This window comes from Galbibacter sp. L-19 (assembly GCF_056857615.1).
Genome location: NZ_JBSXNL010000062.1, coordinates 40,041 through 60,266, shown reverse-complemented (window position 1 = coordinate 60,266; position 20,226 = coordinate 40,041). Strand labels below are relative to the sequence as shown.

The window sequence follows — 20,226 nt, the reverse complement described above, 5'->3', positions numbered from 1 at the left end:
TTGAGAATGATTTTCACCTCCTTTGGTTTTGCCACAGAAATCAGTTTGATAGCTACAAATTGTTTTTATAGATGATATATTAACTTCAAACTTCCGTAATAATTAATGGGTAATCCAGGGTAATAATATCTTGGAGCTGCGTTTCCAAATCCTACAGCATTTATTAAAATTGAGGAAGCGTATTTTTCGTTAAACACATTGTTTATTCCACCACTAATTTCTGCACTAAATTTATCAGAAAGTATAGCCTTATAACCTCCTTTTAGATTGATTAAATTATAAGCATCACTAGATAAAGAGTTTTCGTCGTTCATGGGCATAGTTCCAACATGCTGGTAGGTAGTAGTATAATAAATTCCCTTGATATGCTTTAATTGAAAACCACCATTAATCAAATTTTTTGGAACTCCTGTAAGGTCATTTCCTGAATAATCGTTGCTGTTATCTATAAAATTTTCAAATTTATGATGATTAAAAGTTGCATTTATATAGGGCTGAAGCGTAATTGTTTTTGAGAGATTAGTTAGATAGTTTAAAGAGAATTCAACGCCTTTGTGAGAAGTTTTACCTGCATTTCTTCCTATATATTGATCTTCTCCTGTACGGTTGGCAACCAATAAATTCTTAACATCCATATAATAAAAAGCAGCTTTGAATTTTAGGGTTTTATTGAAAAAGTAATTCTCTGTTCCTATCTCATAATTAATTCCAGTTTCAGGTCCGATATCTTCGTTTATAACGCCTTCTGGTGTTAATGTTTCTTCAAGGTTAGGAAAGGAAAACCCGTAACTTATATTGGTAAATAGCTGATTATTCTCTGAGAAATGATAGTTTAAATTTAAACTAGGAGCCCAGATGTCATCAAAGTCTCGTTTTGCATTTTTGTTAGCAGTTCCTTCATTATAATAATCTCTAAAATTATAAGCAGTAGTATTGTAATTAAGCCCAACTTCTACCACAAGTTTTTTAAAATACATACTAAAAGTCCCGAAGGCATTTAGCCGATTTCTGTATTCCTTGTTGTCGCTTAAAACGTTTCCTTCCAAGCTTCCTTGGTTATTATTTTGTTCGTATAAGTTTTCTATTGTAGCCCAGTTATAAGTGTCTGCATACAACTCAGCGCCAGCCGAAAATTTGTTTTTAAAAGGGAGTGTAGTTATGCTTCCGTTGAAAAGAGTTCTAAAACCATAGCTGTTTGTAAATTCATCTAAAATATTAAAAGGACGAGGTTCATAATGATCCAAGTAAGAATAAAAAACAGTAGTTGTATTTGTAAAATTAGCAGAGAAATTGTGTTGAAAAGAAAGTCCTAGGGTGGTTAATTTATTGTCTTCATAGCCTTGTGCTTCTTTCCAATTATTGGCAGCTCTTTTGGGGTCTTCTTCAAAATCGGTAGCATTGATAGAGCTGGCAATTTGCGCATTGTAATCGAGTTGATTAATTAAGATTTTTAAGCTGTTATTGTCGTTAAAATTATACCCCATATCTAAAAGGATATTATTTCTTTTATAGTTGCTATTTTCCCGATATCCATCGGTTTCCAAATGGTCAGAGAGGATATTTAGATAAAATTTATCATCTCGATAACCTGCCTGAAAACTATTTTTTAAGAGTCCGAATGAGCCAGTTGTAAAGCGGTTTGAAAAAGTAGTTTTATGGTTCTCTGGAAGTTTTGTTTGGAATAAAAGAGCGCCTCCTAAGTTAGTACCATAAATAGTTGCTTTTGGACCTTTTATAATTTTAATATGTTCAAGACTTTCAGGATCATAGATATTAAAAGATGTTTCTCCTACTCCACTGGTAATTGGAATTCCATTAAAGTATGCTTGGATTTTATTGGTTCCATAAGGAGTTCTAGCACCCATTCCTCTTACGGTAAGTCGGTTTGTATTTAGAGCACCAGAAAAAACATGAACACTTGGTGTTTCGTTTAAAACGGTGGTAATTTCTGTTGGAGCATACCGTTCAATATCTTGATTGCTAATTGCGTCGATAGGGAGGATAAGCGAATTGTTTTGAACTCGTTTGGACTCTAAAATAACTTCTGTTAAAGTATCGTTTTTCTTTTCTTGAGCAATTATAATATTAACAAAAATCAGAAAAAGTAGGGTGATTTTTTTCATGATGTAAAAATATGGATTTGAAATTTTGTAATAAACAGGATGAATCAAAATCTATCAAGAAAATTATGCTTTAAACTTTTCGGTACTTACTTCTATGTTTATATTAAATATTATTTGTTGACCGATAAAAGCAGACAGCGTTTATTGCATTCCAAATATATCAAGGGTTAATAGAGGTTTTTAAAATAGCCCCCACCTTTGCTATTAAGAAAAATGAATAAAAAGAGGAGTTTAGTAATGATGTTTCTTTAAACTACTCATTTTGTAATAGTTAAAATTTAGTCTTTGTTCTTTTCTTTTACAGCGAAGCAGTCTTGTATTTTTACTCGGACATTAATGATTAAATATCCTTATTTTAGCTTTTTTATCATTAATGTCATTTATTTTTTTTAAATGAAGGGGAAAGTTTAAATGACTTTATTATACAACAATAAAATATACAAATGAAAATTATCTCTTATAACGTAAACGGAATACGTGCAGCAATTAAAAAAGGTTTTTTAGAGTGGTTGCAATCTGCAAACCCAGATGTAATTTGTTTGCAGGAAATTAAAGCTAATAAAGAACAAATTGACTTATCGGTTTTTGAAGAAGCAGGATATCCTTATCATTATTGGTATAGTGCGCAAAAAAAAGGATATAGTGGGGTGGCTATTTTATCAAAAACACAACCCAATAACGTTACTTACGGAACAGGAATTGATTATATGGATTTTGAAGGTAGGAATATTCGAGCCGATTTTGATACATGTTCAGTAATGAGTTTGTATTTGCCATCTGGAACCAATATTGAGCGTTTGGAGCATAAGCTGAAGTATATGGACGATTTTCAAACGTATATTAATGCTTTGAAAAATGAAGTTCCAAACTTGGTTGTTTGTGGAGATTATAATATTTGTCATGAAGCTATAGATATCCACGATCCTATTAGAAATGCTAAAGTCTCTGGGTTTCTTCCGGTAGAGCGTGAGTGGATTGGAAACTTTATAGATAGCGGTTTTATAGATAGTTTCCGTCATTTTAATAAGGAACCAGATAATTACAGTTGGTGGAGTTACCGAGCAAATGCACGGAATAATAATAAAGGATGGCGAATAGATTACAATATGGTAGCCAAACCATTACAAGAAAAATTGAAAAGAGCCGTTATATTACCAGAAGCTAAGCATAGCGACCATTGTCCTATTTTAGTGGAGATTGAAGATTGAGCTTTTCAATTGAAAGAGAATACTATTGTTTAAAATAAATACTTTCAAAAGCATATAATGATAAAAAAGATTTTTATAGGATTTCTATTTTTAGGACTTGTTACTTCTTGTGTGTCCTCAAAAGTTTACAACGATCTGCAAAGTAAGTACAATGCGTTAAAAGATCAGAAAGACGATTTTGAAATCGAAAATCAAGAATTAAAGTCGGCTAACAATCGTTTAGAAAACGATTTAGACCAGCTTCAAAAGCAATATGATGATGCAGTTGCAGAACGCAATCAGTTAAGGCAAGATTATGAAGCGGCAAAAAATAATCTTGCAAATTTAGAAGAATCGTATAAGGCATTAGAAACAAATAGTAGTGCTGCTATTGCTGCAAATTCAGAAAAAAACAGAGAGCTATTAAAGCAGTTAGAAGAGAAGGAAAAGGCGTTGGCTGCTGAAAATGCTCGGTTAGAAACTCTGAAGCAACAATTAGAAGCCCGTTCTCAAAGAGTAGCAGAATTGGAAGGGTTGATTGCTGCAAAAGATGCCGCTATGAAGAATTTAAAAGATGCTATTTCTCGTGCATTATTAGATTTTGAAGGAAAAGGATTAACGGTGGAGCAACGAGATGGAAAAGTATATGTTTCCATGGAGAATAAATTATTGTTTCAAAGCGGAAGTTGGGCAGTAAATGCAAACGGACGCAAAGCTGTACAGCAATTAGGAACAGTTTTAGCGCAAAACCCAGATATTAATGTGCTTATTGAAGGACATACCGATAATGTACCTTATGGAGGTAATGGTGCTTTGAAGGATAATTGGGATTTATCTACCAAAAGAGCTACTTCTATAGTGCAGATTTTAGAAGAAAATAAGCAGATTGATCCTTCAAATTTAACAGCGGCGGGACGTGGAGAATTCCTACCTGTTGCAAGTAACGAAACTACAGAAGGGAAAGCTAGAAACCGTAGAATAGAGGTTATTTTAACGCCAAAATTAGATGAGGTTTCTAAATTGCTTAATGATATTTAATTCCTCAAAGCGGGTTTAATTACCTAGAGCCTGTTCTGATTTTATGTAAGGATTTTGCATTGAAATGAGTTAGGTTTGTTTCCTTTTAATACCCATGAGATTACCCCTAGCTAGTAGAGAACAAGCAATTACTATAGGGGCCATTGTTGGTATTAGTACTTATTTTTTAGTCAACAAAGGTTTCTTTTATAACCTCTTTGCAATTTTCAATTTCTGCTTCGGTTAGGTTTTCAAAAATTCGGATTATCCTGATTTTGTCAACTGTCCGAATCTGGTCAATTGCAATCATTCCTTTTTTCCCGTTGTGTTTGACCGAAACTCTTGTTGGATATTTTTTTAAATTAGTAGTCATTGGAGCAAGAACTATTGTGTTTAGATGCTTGTTAATTTCATTTGGTGAAATGATTACACAAGGTCTAGTCTTTTTAATTTCGCTTCCAATGGTAGGGTCAAGATTGACAAGAACAATTGAGTATTGTTTTAGATCCATTCCTCAAGATTTTCGTCCTCGAAAACATCGTCCATAAGTAGCTTGTCATCTCCGTTTTCACTCATTCTTTTAAATTCTTTTTCCCAATTTTTTCTAGGTAAATCAATTGGTTTCAAGATTATTTGTTCCTTTTCGAGAATAAGTTCTACTTTGTCCTTTATGTTATATTTCTCCAAGATGGTCTTGCTCAAACGGAGTCCTTTTGAATTTCCGATTTTAATTATTGATATTTCCATAATTTCTTAAATGTTATTACAAGGTAAGTACATTTTGTTGAAACATCAAAATTTGTTCTGTATTAATGCCAACAACGCCATAAATATACTTGGAAAGGCTTGCGTAATTAAAGTAGTCTCTTTAACTCCTCAAAGCGGGTTTAATTACCTAGCGCCTGTTTTGAGTATGCCTAAAGATTTTGCATTGAAATGAGTTAGGTTTATTTCTTTTAAATACCCGTGAGCCTGCAACGAAGGAATTGATTAAGGCTAAAAGATATGTGCCAGTATGCTTATTGAATTGCTTAGAGGCTTCCCGACCGCCGTGAAGCACTGCAGAGGTGCGGGGAAAGCATACCAATCCCTGCAGAAAGGGTAACAAGCCCTGCAGGAAGGGCGACAATCTCATAAGGAAGGATAACAAACCCCGGAGGAAGGGTAACTTACCCTGCAGGAAGCATTTTTTTTGGTGCAGGAGCATTTTCTTTAGTGGTTTCTTTAAATTTTAGCCACAGATACACAAATACACAGATGTTTTCATGATAGCTATGTTTAGTCTTTTCTCTTTATTCTTTCAGCGAAGCGGTCTTGAATCTTTGTTCTTTCAGCGAAGCGGTCTTGAATCTTTGTTCTTCCAGCGAAGCGGTCTTGAATCTTTTTTCTTTCAGCGAAGCGGTCTTGAATCTTTGCTCTTCCAGCAAAGCAATCTTTCACTCAATTATTTTTAAATAACATACATCAATAATTCCAAACTTTGGATTTTGTATTTTTGATAAGATTTCAAAAGGGAAGTAAGAAAATCCTTTTTAGGAATCTTCTTTTATTATAAAAAATTGCAATATCAAAGCCCATAATAGGCATTTGATAGGAAATGGTTGGTACTAACCAACATAATTATAGTATTAGAAAACAATTAATTGTGAAAATTTGAATAAATGAAATATAAAAAACTACCAAATACAGCTATTGACGTAAGTAGAATTTGCTTAGGAAGCATGACATGGGGGAAGCAAAATACAGAAGAGGAAGGGCATAGACAGATGGATTATGCGGTAGAAAAGGGCGTTAATTTTTTTGATACAGCAGAATTGTATGCTATTCCGAAGGAAAAAGAAACGCAAGGAAGTACAGAAACCATTATTGGGAATTGGTTTAAAAAAACAGGAAAACGAGAGGATATATTTTTAGCTTCTAAAATTGCTGGGCCACCAGAGTTTAATGAACATTTTATTAGAGAGGAAGGTTTTACTGAGGCTGCTTTTGATGATGCTATCCATACAAGTTTAAAAAGACTACAAACAGATTATATCGATTTGTATCAATTACATTGGCCTGACCGAGCTACAAATTGTTTTGGGCAGCGAGACTATGTGCATGATGAAAATGAACAATGGGAAGATAATATTCAGCAAATCCTTCAAATTTTAGAAGGATATATTAAACAAGGAAAAATACGCTATATCGGACTCTCAAATGATGTGCCTTGGAGTGTGATGCGTTATTTGGAGGAGCATAAATTTAATGGACTCCCTCGTATTGCAACCGTTCAAAATCCTTATAATTTATTGAACAGAACTTATGAAATAGGGTTAGCAGAAATATCTATGCGTGAAAATGTAGGGTTATTGCCGTATTCTCCATTAGGGTTTGCTAGACTTACCGATAAGTATATTGAAAATAAAGGGATTGAAGACGCACGATTAACGCTATTTCCAGAGATGGCTAGGTATAATGGAGAGCGTTCTCTAATAGCTACTCAGAAATATTATAATTTGGCTAAAAAGTACAATATGTCTTTGGCAACATTGGCGCTTGCCTTTATAAATGCACAACCCTTTGTAACGAGTACTATTATTGGAGCTACTAAAATGGAGCAGTTGGAAGAAAATATAGCTAGTATTAATGTTGATTTAGACGAAGAAATTCTTTCAGAAATAAATAAAATCCATAATGAGATTCCTAATCCAGCACCATAATACAAGGAACGTAATATAGAAGAAGTGTTAAGGAGTAGTCTAAAAAGTAATTTATAGTTGTTATCCTGAACTTGTCAAGGAGCTTGTTTATTAATACTCAAAAAATCCTTCGACAAGTTCAGGGTAACACATAAAGTTTTTATGGTAATTACAATTTAGTCTTTACGCTGTTTTTTACAGCTAAGCGGTATTGTTTCTTTGTTCAGACACTACTAGTTATTAATCTACTTTTCTAAAAGTAAGGTTATTCTCTCCAGAAGTAAGCGTAAGGATAAGGTTTTTGTATGTAAAGCTGAATTTTTTATTATTAACAGCATCTAGAAAATTGGTTTCTAATTCGGCGTTTGGACAAGCCATTTTTGTACTCATTAACTCTCCAATTGCAAGGGAATCTTTTTCTACTACTAAAGTCCCATTAATTCTATTGCAACCACTAAAGCCAAATACTTTTCCGCTACGTAAATTAAACTCTAAATTTGGGCGCTTCATGCTCTTATCTACAGGTTTCCCATTCATAGTTTCTAGTGCCCAAATGTCGTTTAAACGATAGTCGCCTATATATTTCCCGCAGCCTTTAAAGTCATTATAATCTTGCATTTCATCTGTTTTTGTGCTAACTGTCACTTTATATGAAAAAGATTCGCCATTTTCTGTTTCACAAGATTCTTTAAAGATGGTAACTTGTAATAGTCCAGCTTCTGTTTCTGCTGAATAATTAACGGCGCTAACATCTTGTGGAATCCGAGCTTCTGGAACTGGAGTGCTTATTTTTTTAGGATTGTCTAAAGAGGTAAACGTCATAGATTTATCAAAGTCGATAAGTAAACTCCATGAAGGATTTTCTCCCGAAGCAATAAAATCTATTCCCTGTGGGATAGCCTCTTCTTTTTTCATAGGAGTTTCTTTTGCTGTGTTCTCTTCAGCTGTTTTTGCTTCTTCTTTCTTTTTAGCGTCATTACAAGCTGTAAGTGTAAGTAAAGAGATTCCTATTAATATTATTTTTTTCACATGAATAAATTTAAGTTAAACAATAGATTTTAAGTTTATTATATAATTAAGTATTGTTGTCTGATAAAGGTTAACGGAATTTATTGGACTCCACTTATATCAAGGTTTAATGAGGTTTTATACATTTATTTTTAATCCCTTATAGAGGGTGTAATTCCCCAAAGCCCGTCCTGAGTTAGCTTATTTATTCAAATAAAAAAGCAACAACATCTTCAATTTTTGAAACGCGACGAATATTTATTTGAGGATTTTTTATAGATAATTTATTTAGTTTAGATACAAAAATAGTAGAAAAACCTAGTTTCTCGGCTTCTAAGATGCGTTGTTCTACTCTTTGAACAGGTCTTATTTCTCCTGCCAATCCAATTTCAGCAGCAAAACAAAAATCTTTTTCTATGGCAACATCTTCATTACTAGATAATATTGCAGCTACTACTGCAAGGTCGATAGCAGGTTCTTCAATAGAAATTCCTCCAGTAATATTTAAGAAAACATCTTTGGCACCAAGTCTAAAACCAGCTCTTTTTTCTAAAACAGCTAGCAGCATATTAAGGCGCTTTACATTATATCCTGTGGTGGTGCGCTGCGGAGTACCATAAACTGCGGTACTTACCAATGCTTGAACTTCAATCATTAATGGTCGCATTCCTTCAAGCGTAGCAGCAATTGCTGTACCGCTAAGTTCTTCTTCAGTTTTAGAAATTAATATTTCTGATGGATTGCTAACTTCTCGTAAACCTTTTCCAAGCATTTCGTATATCCCAAGTTCTGCTGTAGATCCAAAACGATTTTTTAAGGCTCGCAAAATTCTGTAAACATGATTTCTGTCGCCTTCAAATTGGAGCACAGTGTCTACCATATGCTCGAGAATTTTTGGCCCAGCAATATGTCCATCTTTGGTAATATGTCCAATTAGAATAACAGGAGTATTGGTTTCTTTAGCAAATTTTATAAGTTCTGAAGTACACTCGCGAATCTGACTTATACTTCCTGCTGAAGATTCTATATAGTCTGTGTGCAATGTTTGAATTGAGTCGATAATTAAAATATCGGGCTCTGTAGTTTCAATTTGCTTAAAAATATTTTGCGTTTTTGTTTCTGTGAGGATGTAGCACTGCTGGCTATCAGGGAAAATTCGTTCTGCCCTCATTTTTATTTGTTTCTGACTCTCTTCTCCAGAAACGTATAATGTTTTAAAAGGAAGATGCAATGCAATTTGTAAGAGCAAGGTGCTTTTTCCAATTCCAGGTTCCCCTCCAAGTAAAGTTACAGAACCAGGAACAATACCACCTCCAAGGACACGGTCAAATTCTAATCCGCCAGAAGACATTCGCATTTCCTGCGAACCATCAATCTCTTGAATGCGTAATGGTTTAGCTGTTCTTTTTGAGGAAGTATCTGTAGGCTTCCATCCTTTCTTTTCTTCTTTTTGAACAACTTCTTCTACTAGCGTATTCCATTCTTTGCAAGAAGAACATTGCCCTTGCCATTTTGCGTATTGCGTACCACAATTTTGACAAAAAAAAGTTGTTTTGACCTTTGCCATTATACTATAAATTTTAAAGTTGAAAGGTACAAAGATTTTTGGTTAGTATTTTTTTATTGTTGTCCGATAAAAGTTAACGGAATTTATTGGACTCCACTTATACCAAGGTTTAAAACAGATTTTCAAAATAGCTACCTTACTATTAATAAAAATGAATAAAAAGAGGAGTTTAGTAATATTGTTTCTTTAAACTCCTTATTTTGTGATAGTTAAAATTTGGTCTTTCTTCTTTTCTCTTAAAGCGAAGCGGTCTTGCATTTTTACTTGGACATTAATGGTATTTTTTAGGAAATGAGGTATAAGAGTTTAGTAAGGACTTATAAGTGTATTTGTTTTACCTGAAAAAATGTATTAAAAACTGCTCCCAAGTATACACTTGTGTGTAAATTTTACACACTTATGTAAAATCAATTTTTCCGTAAGTGTCTGTTTTTCAGTGAAATTGGAATTGGTATCAATGTTGGTTATGGTATAGGGAACAAAATTATACCCTATGGAACAATCAATATTAAAAGAATCAACCGAAGACTCGATACAGGAATCTAAAAATCGTATCGAACGATTTATTTCAAACTCATCATCATCTTTCATTTTAGTAGGTACATTTTTACTAATGCTTGGTGCGGTATCTTTATTCTTTATTCTAGCACCCTATTTTGAAAGAATTCACCTAGAAAGAATGAGTTCTACTTGGGGGATTGTTTTGATGATTATTGGTTTTTCATTACTTACCATAAAGCTTAGTTTTATAACCTATATTTTATTTTTATATCTGAAATATAAAGTTGTTAAGCCAGTTTCAGATTCAGAATTGCCACTTTGTACGGTAATTGTTCCTGCTTATAATGAAGGAGAGTTAGTTTACAAAACTTTAAAAAGTTTGGTTGCTAGTGATTATCCAGAAGAGAAACTGCAAATTATTTCTATAGACGATGGGAGTCAAGATAACACTTGGGAGTGGATGAAGAAGGCTCAAAATGAATTAGGAAATCGTGTTTCTATTTATCAGCAACCAGAAAATAGAGGAAAAAGACATGCATTATACCGTGGATTTAAATTGGGAACAGGAGATGTTTTTATAACTGTAGATAGTGATTCTATAGTTTTAAAAGATACCTTGAGAACTATGGCGAGCCCATTTGTTGTAAATCAAGATTGTGGTGCAGTTGCAGGAAATGTTCGTGTGTTAAATAGTAAAAAAGCACTTATTCCAAGGATGTTGAATGTAAGTTTTGCCTTTAGTTTTGAGTTTATTCGTTCGGCACAAAGTAGTTTAGGTTCTGTTTTATGTACGCCAGGAGCATTGTCTGCCTACCGTAGAGAGGCTGTATTTAATTGTCTACACGATTGGATTAACCAGACTTTTATGGGGGAAGTTTCTAAAATTGGAGAGGATCGTGCTATGACAAACATGATATTGAAACAAGGATATAAAGTATTGTTTCAACGTAAGGCATATGTGTATACTAATATTCCAGAACGTTATAAAAACTTATATAAAATGTTTATTCGTTGGGAAAGAAGTAATGTTCGAGAGAATATTGCAATGAGTAGATTTGCTTTTGGAGATTTTAGAAAAGGAGCTAAAGGTGGAACTAGAATATTATTATTGAATCAATGGTTAAAAATGGTATTGGCATACCCTGCAATAATATTAATGTTATATTTTGTAGTGTCATACCCAGTATTGTTTCTTAGTTCAACATTAGCAGGTATCATGGTTTTTTCAAGTATGCAGGCTTTCTTTTATGCAAAAAAACACAGTTTGTCTGAAGCTTTTTGGGCATATCCATATAGTGTGTTTTATGCTTTTACTTTATTCTGGATTACTCCATATGCAATTGTAACTGCTGGAAGAAGTGGGTGGTTAACCAGAGATTTAACTAAAAAGCAATTAAAAGAGCAACGTGTGGTTGCAATAACCTCTTAATTAAAAATACTTAATAGTCCATATATATTTAAATGAGAAACGTTCATCTGGAATAATCTAGATGAACGTTTTTTTTGTGGAATTATTTTGAAGATTTATCTACTTGAATTCTTTCGTATTAAAATGTTTTTATAATGAAGGTAATCTAGTACTATAAAAATAATTATCTTGATATCGAACATAAAAAACCTATAAATTAGATGAATAAAAGCTATCTAGATTACGCTAATTATAATATTTGGGCAAATAATAGATTGATTAACGATTTAGCATCTCAAGAAGATAAGATTTTAAACCATGAGTTTATTGGGAGCTTTCCAACAATTCGTGCTACTATTTTGCACATTTGGTATGCGGAAACTGGTTGGTTGTCTCGGATGCAAAATGGCGAATGGTCTGTAGATAAAGTTGTAAATTTCTCTGAGGATACTAATGTACTTTTTAATAAATGGAAGGATACTTCTTTAAAATTTAAAGAATTTGTAGAAACAGCAGATTTGGAAAATGAAATAAAATTTGAACACAAAGGAGAGCAATTCTCTATTCCAGCTAGAGAAATGGTTCAGACAGTTTTTAACCATGGAAGTTATCACCGCGGACAAGTGGTTATGATGATGCGGCAATTGGGAGTCTCTAAAATATCTCAAACAGATTATATTGAATGGGCTCGGGAACGAGAGAGAGGTAATGTATAGTGTGACAGGTTTATGTAGTAATATTCAAATATTATAAGTGGCTGTCTAAAAATGTATCCAAACTCTAAATGTTATTCTAAGCTTATTGAAGAATTCTTTTGGTTGTTAGATGTTTAAAACTTCGACAAGTTTGATAATTACAAATTGCTTTTTAGACAGTCACTCTTATTTTTTTAGAAGAAGTAAATAGAATTATCTCTTCGGAATTATTTTTAGTTTACCACCCGAAATCTGCTTTTAAAGCATCAATTCTTTCTAGGGCAAGGTCTTTGGTTAAGAAATCTATTTCTTCCATTCCGAAAGCTTTTTCGTAAGTACGCATTGCTTTTTTAGGCTCGCCCATTTGTTCGAAATATTCAGCTTCAAAAAAGAAACCAAGCATAGTGTCTGGATATTCTTTTTTTGCAATCTTACTTAACTCATTAAGAGACTCTAAATCTTCCTTTTTCTTTGTTCCAGCATAAATAGCCATCATGTCGTTAAGGCTAACTTGCTTTTTAAATCCGAATAGCGTCTCAATGGTATTATACTTTTCTGTTAAATATTCCACTATTGGTCCTTCATAAGCTAAGACCTCTTTTTTGTATTCTTCAATACTAATTGGTTTGTATACTTTGAATATTTTATCCAATGCCTTAGGAATTCCATACGAAGCTACTCCATAGTGATTTGCGTTTTCAAATTCATCAAAGTAATAATGTACATTATCGTTAGAAATGCCCTTCATGGTATTATTGAATACTTTAATTCTTTGCTGATTTTCTTTTTCATCATTTTCGCTAGTTGCTAAATAATAAAAGGTCATAGCTTCTATGGCTCCTAGTCTTTCAGGAGTATTTCTTTCCATGCTAGGAGCAAATGTTGGAGACAATTCTATATATGCATTAAAGAGCATATTGTTTTTAAATAAATAATAATTGCTAAAATTTGCTGTAGTTCCGTGTCCTACTATGGCTTTAAAATTGGCTAAGTTGTAGTTTTTAGCAATCATAGGGATGAGTTCCATCCCGATAAATTCAAAGAAAGAGTTTCCTTTTTTATCAGGAAAACCGTTTTCATCACTATAAAAACAATCTTCATAACGGGTATCTCTTTGATTGATTCCAACGACAATACTCTTTGGCATTTCGTCTTTATAAGCATAAAATTTTGAGTTTGCTACCACTATATCAAACAGATAATCGGCATCCAAAACAACAATTAAAGGATATGATTTTTCTGCGGAATAGTCCTCTGGAACATACAATTGGATGTCTCTTTTTTCCGCAAGTTTAAAGGATTCAATTGTGGAGGAAGTTGTTTGTGCGTTAGAAATTAAAGCACACAAAAACAGCACAATACATGTGAGTGTAGTATTTTTCATGGTAATTAGATTTGGTGGCTGAAAGATAAAAAATTATTTGTTTCTATTGTATATAGGAAGAAAAAGAAACGCTAAAGCTCCAAAAACAACGACCATCAACGTTTGGGAAGTCCACATAATCCATCCAAATGCATCTCCAGAAGCTTCAGAAACTCCGTAGATAAGTAGAATTTTACTTACAGCAATTGGGTATAATCCAATACCTCCATTGGTGGCGCTCATGGCAAAAGCTCCAGCAACAAATGAAGCTAAGATGGCATTTAATGGTAAGGAAGCTGTTTCTGGGATACTAAATTTTATTACCCAAAACATAGCTATATAAAGAACCCAAATACAAAGCGTATGAAAAATAAAAAGCCATTTATTTTTCATTTTAAAAATACTCAAAGCGCCTTCTAGCAGTTCAAAGACAAAATTCTTAACTTTCAAGAAAAATCCAGTTTTAGCCTTTCTTATCAAGAGTAAAAAAATAACTCCCACAGCAATTAAAATAACTCCAGCTATAATAAGCTTTGTGTAGTTTATATTTTTTTCAGCAAAATAGTTAGCTATAATTTCGGTTTGTAAAATAGCTGTTATTAAAACAATAGATAAGAGCATAATAACGTCTATTACACGTTCTGCAATAATAGTTCCGAAACCTTTTTGAAAAGGGACTTTCTCATAAGAGGTAAGGGTGGTGGCTCTTAACACTTCTCCAGATCTTGGAATTCCCAAATTGGCTAAATAGCCAACAAAAATAGCCATGAAATTATTTAATAAAGCAGGTTGATAACCTATGGGTTGCAGGAGTAAATTCCAGCGTAAAGCTCTAGAAAAATGACTTAAAAAGCCAAGAATTACGGAGATTATTACCCAAAAGTAATTGGCATTTTTAATAGCATTAAAGATGTTCTCGCGCTCGGTAGGAGTGGTGTTATTGTAAGAATACCAAATTAAAAAAACTCCCAACAAAAGTGGGAGTAGTTTTTTTAAAATATTTATAAGTTTTTTACGCACCTTTAGGTAAGAGAATTATCTTTTTCATTTGGGAATATAAGGGAAGGCTTAAAGTTTTTAGCTTCTTCAAAATCCATAATTCCGTAGGAGATAATAATAATAATGTCTCCCCGCTGTACTCTTCTAGCTGCAGGACCGTTTAAGGTAATTTCTCCACTATTTTTTGCGCCTTTAATGGCGTATGTTTCTAATCGTTCGCCGTTATTAACGTTTACAATTTGTACTTTCTCCCCTTCAATAATATTAGAAGCTTCCATTAATGCTTCATCAATGGTAATACTCCCAATGTAATTTAGGTCGGCTCCAGTAACCGTAACTCGGTGAATCTTAGACTTTACTACTTCAATTTGCATGGTACAAAGGTATTAATTTAGAGCAACATTATCTATCAGTCTTATATCATTTGCATAAACAGCAACAAAAAGCCTGTAGCGTTTGTTTTCTTTTTTTGTTTTAACAGGTTTTAACGTTTTTTCGTCAGCAATTTCAGCATATTCCAAAGAAAAATCTGAGTGTTTACTAAATTGCTCTTCAATCCAATTTACTGTATCTATTGCACTTTCTGTGCCAAACTTATCTTTTGCTTGCAGTAGTGTTTTATAAATAAAAGAAGCTTCTTTACGTATATCTTGAGGAAGGCGTTCATTTCTGGAGCTCATTGCGAGTCCGTTTTCCTCTCTACTTATAGGGCAACCAACTATATTTACTGGAAGCTGATTTTTAGCTGCCATTTTTCTAATAATTTGTAGTTGTTGGAAATCTTTTTCACCAAAATAAGCATTATCTGGCTGGACAATTGTAAATAATTTTCTTACAATAGTTCCTACACCGTCAAAATGTCCGCTTCTGTATTTACCTTCCATTTGATGCTCTAATCCATCAAAATCAAAAGTTTCAGAAGTAACATTATTATCGTAAATATCTTCAGCAGAAGGAGCAAAAATTATAATATTTTCGTTAAGTAACTTTAAAGTTTCTAAATCTCTGTCAAAGGTTTTGGGGTATTTTTCAAGATCCGTTTTATTGTCAAACTGTGTAGGGTTTACAAAAATACTAACCACAACAACATCGTTGTTAATAAGCGCCTTTTCAACTAGAGAAAGATGTCCTTTGTGTAAAGCGCCCATAGTAGGAACCAAGCCAAGGGTTTTATTCTCTGTTTTTTCCTGTTTTAGGAATTGAATTAATGCTTCTTTTTGATTGAAAATTTGCATTTGGTATAAAATTAATAGCGTGCAAAGCTATATAAAATTAACTAATTAGGCATATTTTTTGTATTTTTGCATCCTTTAAACCTTAGTCTAAAGAAACAAATTGATTTTATGACAGACAAAAGAGTATTATTTGTCGCTTCAGAAATGGTTCCTTACTTACCGGAAAACGAAGTGTCTTCAATGGCTTATGAAAGCCCACGAATGGTGAATGATAGAGGCGGACAAATACGAATCTTTATGCCTCGTTTTGGTAACATTAATGAGCGAAGACATCAACTCCACGAGGTTATTCGCCTATCGGGAATGAACCTTGTAGTGAATGATATGGATATGCCGCTTATTATAAAAGTAGCATCCATTCCTAAAGAAAGAATTCAAGTTTATTTTATAGATAACGAAGAGTATTTTAAGCGTAAAGCTACCTTTACAGATGAAGATGGAAACTTGTTTCCAGACAACGATGAAAGAGCAATTTTCTTTGCAAAAGGAGTAGTTGAAACTGTTAAAAAGCTTAATTGGAATCCAGATATTATCCATGTTCATGGTTGGATGGCTTCTTTATTACCATTGTATTTGAAGAAATATTATGCCGACGAACCACTTTTTGCTGAAAGTAAAATAGTTACTTCTGTATACAACAAAGGTTTTGATGGTACGTTAGACAAAGAGATGATTAATAAAGTGAAGTTTGACGGAATAGAGGAGGATAAAATAGCACCTTTAGCAGATCCAACATATAGCAACCTTTTAAAAGTGGCTGTAGATAATTCGGATGCAGTTATTGTTGCTTCAGAAGAAATTCCAGACGATCTTAAAGAGCATATTGATTCACTTTCAATTCCTGTTCAACCTCATGTTTCTATCTATGAGTTTGAAGAGGCTTACAATAAATTTTACGAAACTAAAGTTTTAAGTTAATACAGAGTACAAATGAAGATGAGTTTTAAAGGAAGGAATGTATTGCCAACACTGCTTGTAATAGGTAGTGTTATTTTTTTTACAGCTTGCGAAAGAGAGTATAATACTATAGGTGTAGATTTAATAGACAACGGAGAAATACAGGCGAGCAAGAAAACATTTGATGTTTATGCTTATAATAAAAAATTAGAGAGTGTTCGTACTAACGGACTTTCGGGATATCAGTTAGGGGCATATGCACATCCTGTTTATGGATTAGGTAAAAGTTCTTTTGCAGCTCAATTGTTGCTGCAAAGTGGCAATCCTACTTTTGGAAATAACACACAGGCTATAGAGAGTTCTTCTGCAGATAAGCAAGAGAATGAAAGGGTAACGGCGGTGTATTTAAATATTCCTTTTTTTAGTACGGCTTTGAGTGATACTACAGAGTTGGCTGAAAACGAGCCTAAACCTTATAGAGTAGATTCTATTGTTGGAAATAGAGCTGCGGAGTTTAATTTGAAAGTACAGGAGTTTACAAAATATTTGAGAGATTTAGATCCAAATAGTAATTTTCAAGATGCGCAAGAATATTTTTCAGATGAAGACGGAGCTTCTTTTGCAACTACAATTTTGTATGATGATACATATCAAATAAATGAAGAAGAAGTTGTAATTCCAGATCCAGATGCAGAAGACGATCCTGAGACGGATGAGGATGAATCCATAATTCCATTAGAAAGAATTGCTCCGGGAATTCGTGTAAAACTTGACAATCAATTTTTTCAGGAAAAAATATTAGACAACGAAGGAAGTACTGTTCTAACAAGTCAAAGTAACTTTAAAGACTTTTTGAGAGGGTTGTATATTTCTGCTGAAATGCCTAATAACGACTTAGCAATGTTGCTTAATATTCAGGCTTCATATGTTGAAATTCAATATGATTATGATGCAACGGTAGATGGAGAAGCTACTGTAGAAAGTGGTACCTATAAATTGCAGATGAGTGGAAATAAAGTTAATTATCTTACTCAAGATTCGTATCCTTCAGAAGTTTCAAATCAATTTACCGATGCTAATGCTACAAGATTATATCCTAATGGAGGAGCAGGGAGTTATATAGAATTGGATATGTTGGCTGGAGGGTCTGATGTAACAACAGTATTTCAAGAAGCTAAAGAAAAAGGATGGTTAATAAATGAAGCTAATTTGATATTTTATGTAGACGAAGGTTCGCTTTCGGAAAAAACAGATATTACGTTACCAAAGAGGCTTTATTTGTATGATTTAGGGAATGAACGCACAATAGTTGATTATACTAGAGATGTGGCAGGGAATACTGGTGTTGATTCAACTAGTTATACTGTCTATAATGGTATTTTAGATGAAGATAATGAAGTTGGGACACGATATAAGTTTAGATTGACAGAATATATGAATGATATTGTTCGTAATGATTCTACAAATGTTAAGCTAGGTTTGTCTACAACCAGTAGTATTGCAAATTCTTTAAATGTATCCGCATTTAATCAAACAGAAGAAGTAAAAATTCCCCAAGCAACTATTACCAATTTATATGGAACAATTTTATACGGAAATAATGTTCCAGATAATGAGAGTGATAAGAAACTAAAGCTCGAAATCTACTATACTGAGACAAAGGGAAATTAACTTAAATAAAAAATTATGTGTGGGATTGTAGGTTATATAGGCCCTAGAGAAGCCTATCCTATTGTAATAAAAGGATTAGAAAGATTAGAATATAGAGGTTATGACAGTGCAGGTGTGGTGCTTTATAATGATGGAGAAACCCAACTGTGTAAAACCAAAGGAAAAGTAGCCGATCTTAAAGAAAAGGCCAATTCAGAAGGAATAACAAAGGGGAAAATAGGATTAGGGCATACCCGTTGGGCAACCCATGGTGTTCCAAATGATGTAAATGCACATCCACATTATTCAAATTCTGGGAACTTAGTAATTATCCATAATGGAATTATAGAAAATTACGGTTCTATAAAAAAAGCACTTGAGAAAAGAGGGTATACTTTTCAATCGGATACGGATACTGAAGTATTGGTAAATCTTATTGAAGATATTAAACAGAATGAAAATGTAAAGCTTGGAAAAGCGGTTCAGATTGCTTTGAATCAAGTTATTGGTGCGTATGCAATTGCTGTTTTTGATAAAACGAAACCAGACGAAATAGTAACAGCAAAATTAGGAAGCCCACTTGCAATTGGGGTAGGTGAAGATGAGTTTTTTATAGCTTCAGATGCCTCTCCTTTTATTGAGTTTACTAACAATGCTATTTATTTAGAAGACGAGCAAATGGCTATTGTCCGTTTAGGTCGAGATGTTAAAATCCGACAAATAAAGGATGATAAACCTGTAGCTCCGTATGTGCATGAGCTACAACTTAGTTTGGAGCAGATTGAAAAAAATGGATTTGACCATTTTATGCTGAAAGAAATCCATGAGCAACCTGAGGCTATAAAAGATACTTACCGTGGTAGATTACGTATCAATGACGGGATTATTAAAATGGCTGGAATTGAGGATAATTTAGAGCGTATTCTAAATGCTAATAGAATTATTATTGTTGCTTGCGGGACTTCATGGCATGCTGGTTTGGTAGCAGAATATATATTTGAAGATCTTGTAAGAATTCCTGTTGAGGTAGAATATGCATCAGAATTTAGATATAGAAATCCTATAATTACTTCTAAAGATGTGGTTATTGCAATTTCTCAATCTGGAGAAACAGCAGATACTTTAGCAGCTATAAAATTGGCTAAGCAAAATGGAGCCTTTGTTTTTGGCGTATGTAATGTGGTAGGTTCTACTATTGCAAGAGAATCTCATGCAGGAGCTTATACACATGCGGGGCCAGAAATTGGAGTTGCTTCTACCAAAGCATTTACAACACAAATTACGGTTCTTACTTTAATAGCGCTAAAATTAGCGCAATCTAAAGGAGCAATTTCGAAAACAGAATTTCATAATTACCTTGCAGAAATGGAAGCTATCCCTACTAAGGTGGAGGAGAGTTTAAAAATAGACGGACATATCCAGGAAATAGCATCAGTTTTTAAAGATGTACCTAACTTTTTATATTTAGGACGTGGATATAATTTCCCAGTTGCTTTGGAAGGGGCACTAAAATTAAAGGAGATTTCTTACATTCATGCGGAAGGATATCCAGCAGCAGAGATGAAACACGGGCCTATCGCTTTAATTGATGAGCAAATGCCAGTGGTGGTTATTGCAACCAAAAAAGGACATTATGAAAAGGTTGTGAGTAATATCCAAGAAATTAAATCAAGAAAAGGTAAAATTATTGGAATCGTAACTGAAGGAGATACAGAAGTTAAATCGATGGCCGATTATGTTATTGAAGTTCCTGAAACAATTGAAGGATTAACACCTTTATTAACAACAATTCCGCTGCAATTACTTTCTTACCATATTGCAGTAATGAGAGGGTGTAATGTGGATCAACCAAGAAACTTAGCAAAATCAGTAACGGTTGAATAAATGATTATCAA

General features: G+C 33.4%; 18 protein-coding genes. 8 read left to right on the top strand and 10 right to left on the bottom strand.

Annotated elements, in window-relative coordinates:
• Positions 1–65: 65 nt before the first annotated feature.
• Positions 66–2,123: a TonB-dependent receptor family protein gene (locus AC13CQ_RS11735; protein ID WP_474507650.1), complete on the bottom strand. Its 2,058-nt coding sequence runs from the start codon at positions 2,121–2,123 to the stop codon at positions 66–68.
• Between the two features lie 443 nt (positions 2,124–2,566).
• Here AC13CQ_RS11735 and AC13CQ_RS11730 point away from each other — a divergent pair, with 443 nt between their 5' ends.
• The gene (locus AC13CQ_RS11730) at positions 2,567–3,331 is read left to right on the top strand and encodes an exodeoxyribonuclease III (RefSeq protein ID WP_008611086.1); all 765 of its coding nucleotides are present in this window, start codon (positions 2,567–2,569) and stop codon (positions 3,329–3,331) included.
• Positions 3,332–3,388: 57 nt separating this feature from the next.
• Complete coding sequence (locus AC13CQ_RS11725) at positions 3,389–4,348, top strand: OmpA family protein (protein ID WP_474507540.1); 960 nt, start codon at positions 3,389–3,391, stop codon at positions 4,346–4,348.
• A gap of 166 nt (positions 4,349–4,514) precedes the next feature.
• On the opposite strand, the gene AC13CQ_RS11720 is transcribed toward AC13CQ_RS11725, so the two are convergent.
• The 3 genes from AC13CQ_RS11720 to AC13CQ_RS11710 all read right to left on the bottom strand — a co-directional run bounded on the left by AC13CQ_RS11720 (position 4,515) and on the right by AC13CQ_RS11710 (position 5,767).
• The gene (locus AC13CQ_RS11720) at positions 4,515–4,838 is read right to left on the bottom strand and encodes a type II toxin-antitoxin system PemK/MazF family toxin (RefSeq protein ID WP_008611084.1); all 324 of its coding nucleotides are present in this window, start codon (positions 4,836–4,838) and stop codon (positions 4,515–4,517) included.
• Positions 4,829–5,074 carry an AbrB/MazE/SpoVT family DNA-binding domain-containing protein gene (locus AC13CQ_RS11715; RefSeq protein ID WP_008611083.1) on the bottom strand — a complete coding sequence of 82 codons (246 nt, stop codon included), beginning with the start codon at positions 5,072–5,074 and terminating at the stop codon, positions 4,829–4,831. Before AC13CQ_RS11715 ends, AC13CQ_RS11720 begins: the two co-directional genes overlap by 10 nt.
• Before the next feature lie 531 nt (positions 5,075–5,605).
• Positions 5,606–5,767, bottom strand: a complete 162-nt coding sequence (locus AC13CQ_RS11710) for a hypothetical protein (RefSeq protein ID WP_474507538.1) — start codon at positions 5,765–5,767, stop codon at positions 5,606–5,608.
• 221 nt (positions 5,768–5,988) lie between these two features.
• Between AC13CQ_RS11710 and AC13CQ_RS11705 the strand changes: the two genes are divergently transcribed.
• Positions 5,989–7,029 carry an aldo/keto reductase gene (locus AC13CQ_RS11705; protein WP_474507537.1) on the top strand — a complete coding sequence of 347 codons (1,041 nt, stop codon included), beginning with the start codon at positions 5,989–5,991 and terminating at the stop codon, positions 7,027–7,029.
• A 219-nt stretch (positions 7,030–7,248) separates the two neighbouring features.
• On the opposite strand, the gene AC13CQ_RS11700 is transcribed toward AC13CQ_RS11705, so the two are convergent.
• Positions 7,249–8,037: an META domain-containing protein gene (locus tag AC13CQ_RS11700; RefSeq protein WP_008611079.1), complete on the bottom strand. Its 789-nt coding sequence runs from the start codon at positions 8,035–8,037 to the stop codon at positions 7,249–7,251.
• A 184-nt stretch (positions 8,038–8,221) separates the two neighbouring features.
• The gene (gene radA / locus AC13CQ_RS11695) at positions 8,222–9,583 is read right to left on the bottom strand and encodes a DNA repair protein RadA (RefSeq protein ID WP_008611078.1); all 1,362 of its coding nucleotides are present in this window, start codon (positions 9,581–9,583) and stop codon (positions 8,222–8,224) included.
• A gap of 493 nt (positions 9,584–10,076) precedes the next feature.
• Here radA and AC13CQ_RS11690 point away from each other — a divergent pair, with 493 nt between their 5' ends.
• Together AC13CQ_RS11690 and AC13CQ_RS11685 are read left to right on the top strand one after the other, a co-directional pair.
• Positions 10,077–11,513, top strand: a complete 1,437-nt coding sequence (locus AC13CQ_RS11690) for a glycosyltransferase family 2 protein (RefSeq protein ID WP_008611074.1) — start codon at positions 10,077–10,079, stop codon at positions 11,511–11,513.
• Positions 11,514–11,713: 200 nt separating this feature from the next.
• Positions 11,714–12,208 carry a DinB family protein gene (locus AC13CQ_RS11685; protein WP_008611073.1) on the top strand — a complete coding sequence of 165 codons (495 nt, stop codon included), beginning with the start codon at positions 11,714–11,716 and terminating at the stop codon, positions 12,206–12,208.
• Positions 12,209–12,425: 217 nt separating this feature from the next.
• Here AC13CQ_RS11685 and AC13CQ_RS11680 read toward each other — a convergent pair whose 3' ends face one another.
• From AC13CQ_RS11680 to panC, 4 genes are read right to left on the bottom strand one after another with little or no spacing between them, the layout of a single operon-like run.
• Entirely contained in the window at positions 12,426–13,571 is a 1,146-nt protein-coding gene (locus tag AC13CQ_RS11680) for an alpha/beta hydrolase (protein WP_008611071.1), read from the bottom strand.
• Positions 13,572–13,604: 33 nt separating this feature from the next.
• Positions 13,605–14,570, bottom strand: coding sequence for a lysylphosphatidylglycerol synthase transmembrane domain-containing protein (locus tag AC13CQ_RS11675; protein WP_335587559.1), 966 nt, complete (start codon positions 14,568–14,570; stop codon positions 13,605–13,607).
• 2 nt (positions 14,571–14,572) lie between these two features.
• Positions 14,573–14,923, bottom strand: a complete 351-nt coding sequence (gene panD / locus AC13CQ_RS11670; RefSeq protein WP_008611067.1) for an aspartate 1-decarboxylase — start codon at positions 14,921–14,923, stop codon at positions 14,573–14,575.
• A 12-nt stretch (positions 14,924–14,935) separates the two neighbouring features.
• On the bottom strand, positions 14,936–15,784 hold the full coding sequence (gene panC, locus AC13CQ_RS11665; protein ID WP_337900997.1) for a pantoate--beta-alanine ligase: 849 nt from the start codon (positions 15,782–15,784) through the stop codon (positions 14,936–14,938).
• Positions 15,785–15,892: 108 nt separating this feature from the next.
• Between panC and AC13CQ_RS11660 the strand changes: the two genes are divergently transcribed.
• From AC13CQ_RS11660 to glmS, 3 genes are read left to right on the top strand one after another with little or no spacing between them, the layout of a single operon-like run.
• A complete protein-coding gene (locus AC13CQ_RS11660; RefSeq protein WP_008611065.1) occupies positions 15,893–16,702 on the top strand; it encodes a glycogen/starch synthase in 810 nt (269 codons plus the stop codon).
• 12 nt (positions 16,703–16,714) lie between these two features.
• A complete protein-coding gene (gene bamH, locus AC13CQ_RS11655; protein ID WP_474507009.1) occupies positions 16,715–18,352 on the top strand; it encodes a BamH family beta-barrel-assembly machinery protein in 1,638 nt (545 codons plus the stop codon).
• Positions 18,353–18,367: 15 nt separating this feature from the next.
• Positions 18,368–20,215 carry a glutamine--fructose-6-phosphate transaminase (isomerizing) gene (glmS, locus tag AC13CQ_RS11650; RefSeq protein ID WP_008611063.1) on the top strand — a complete coding sequence of 616 codons (1,848 nt, stop codon included), beginning with the start codon at positions 18,368–18,370 and terminating at the stop codon, positions 20,213–20,215.
• The last annotated feature ends 11 nt before the right edge of the window (positions 20,216–20,226 follow it).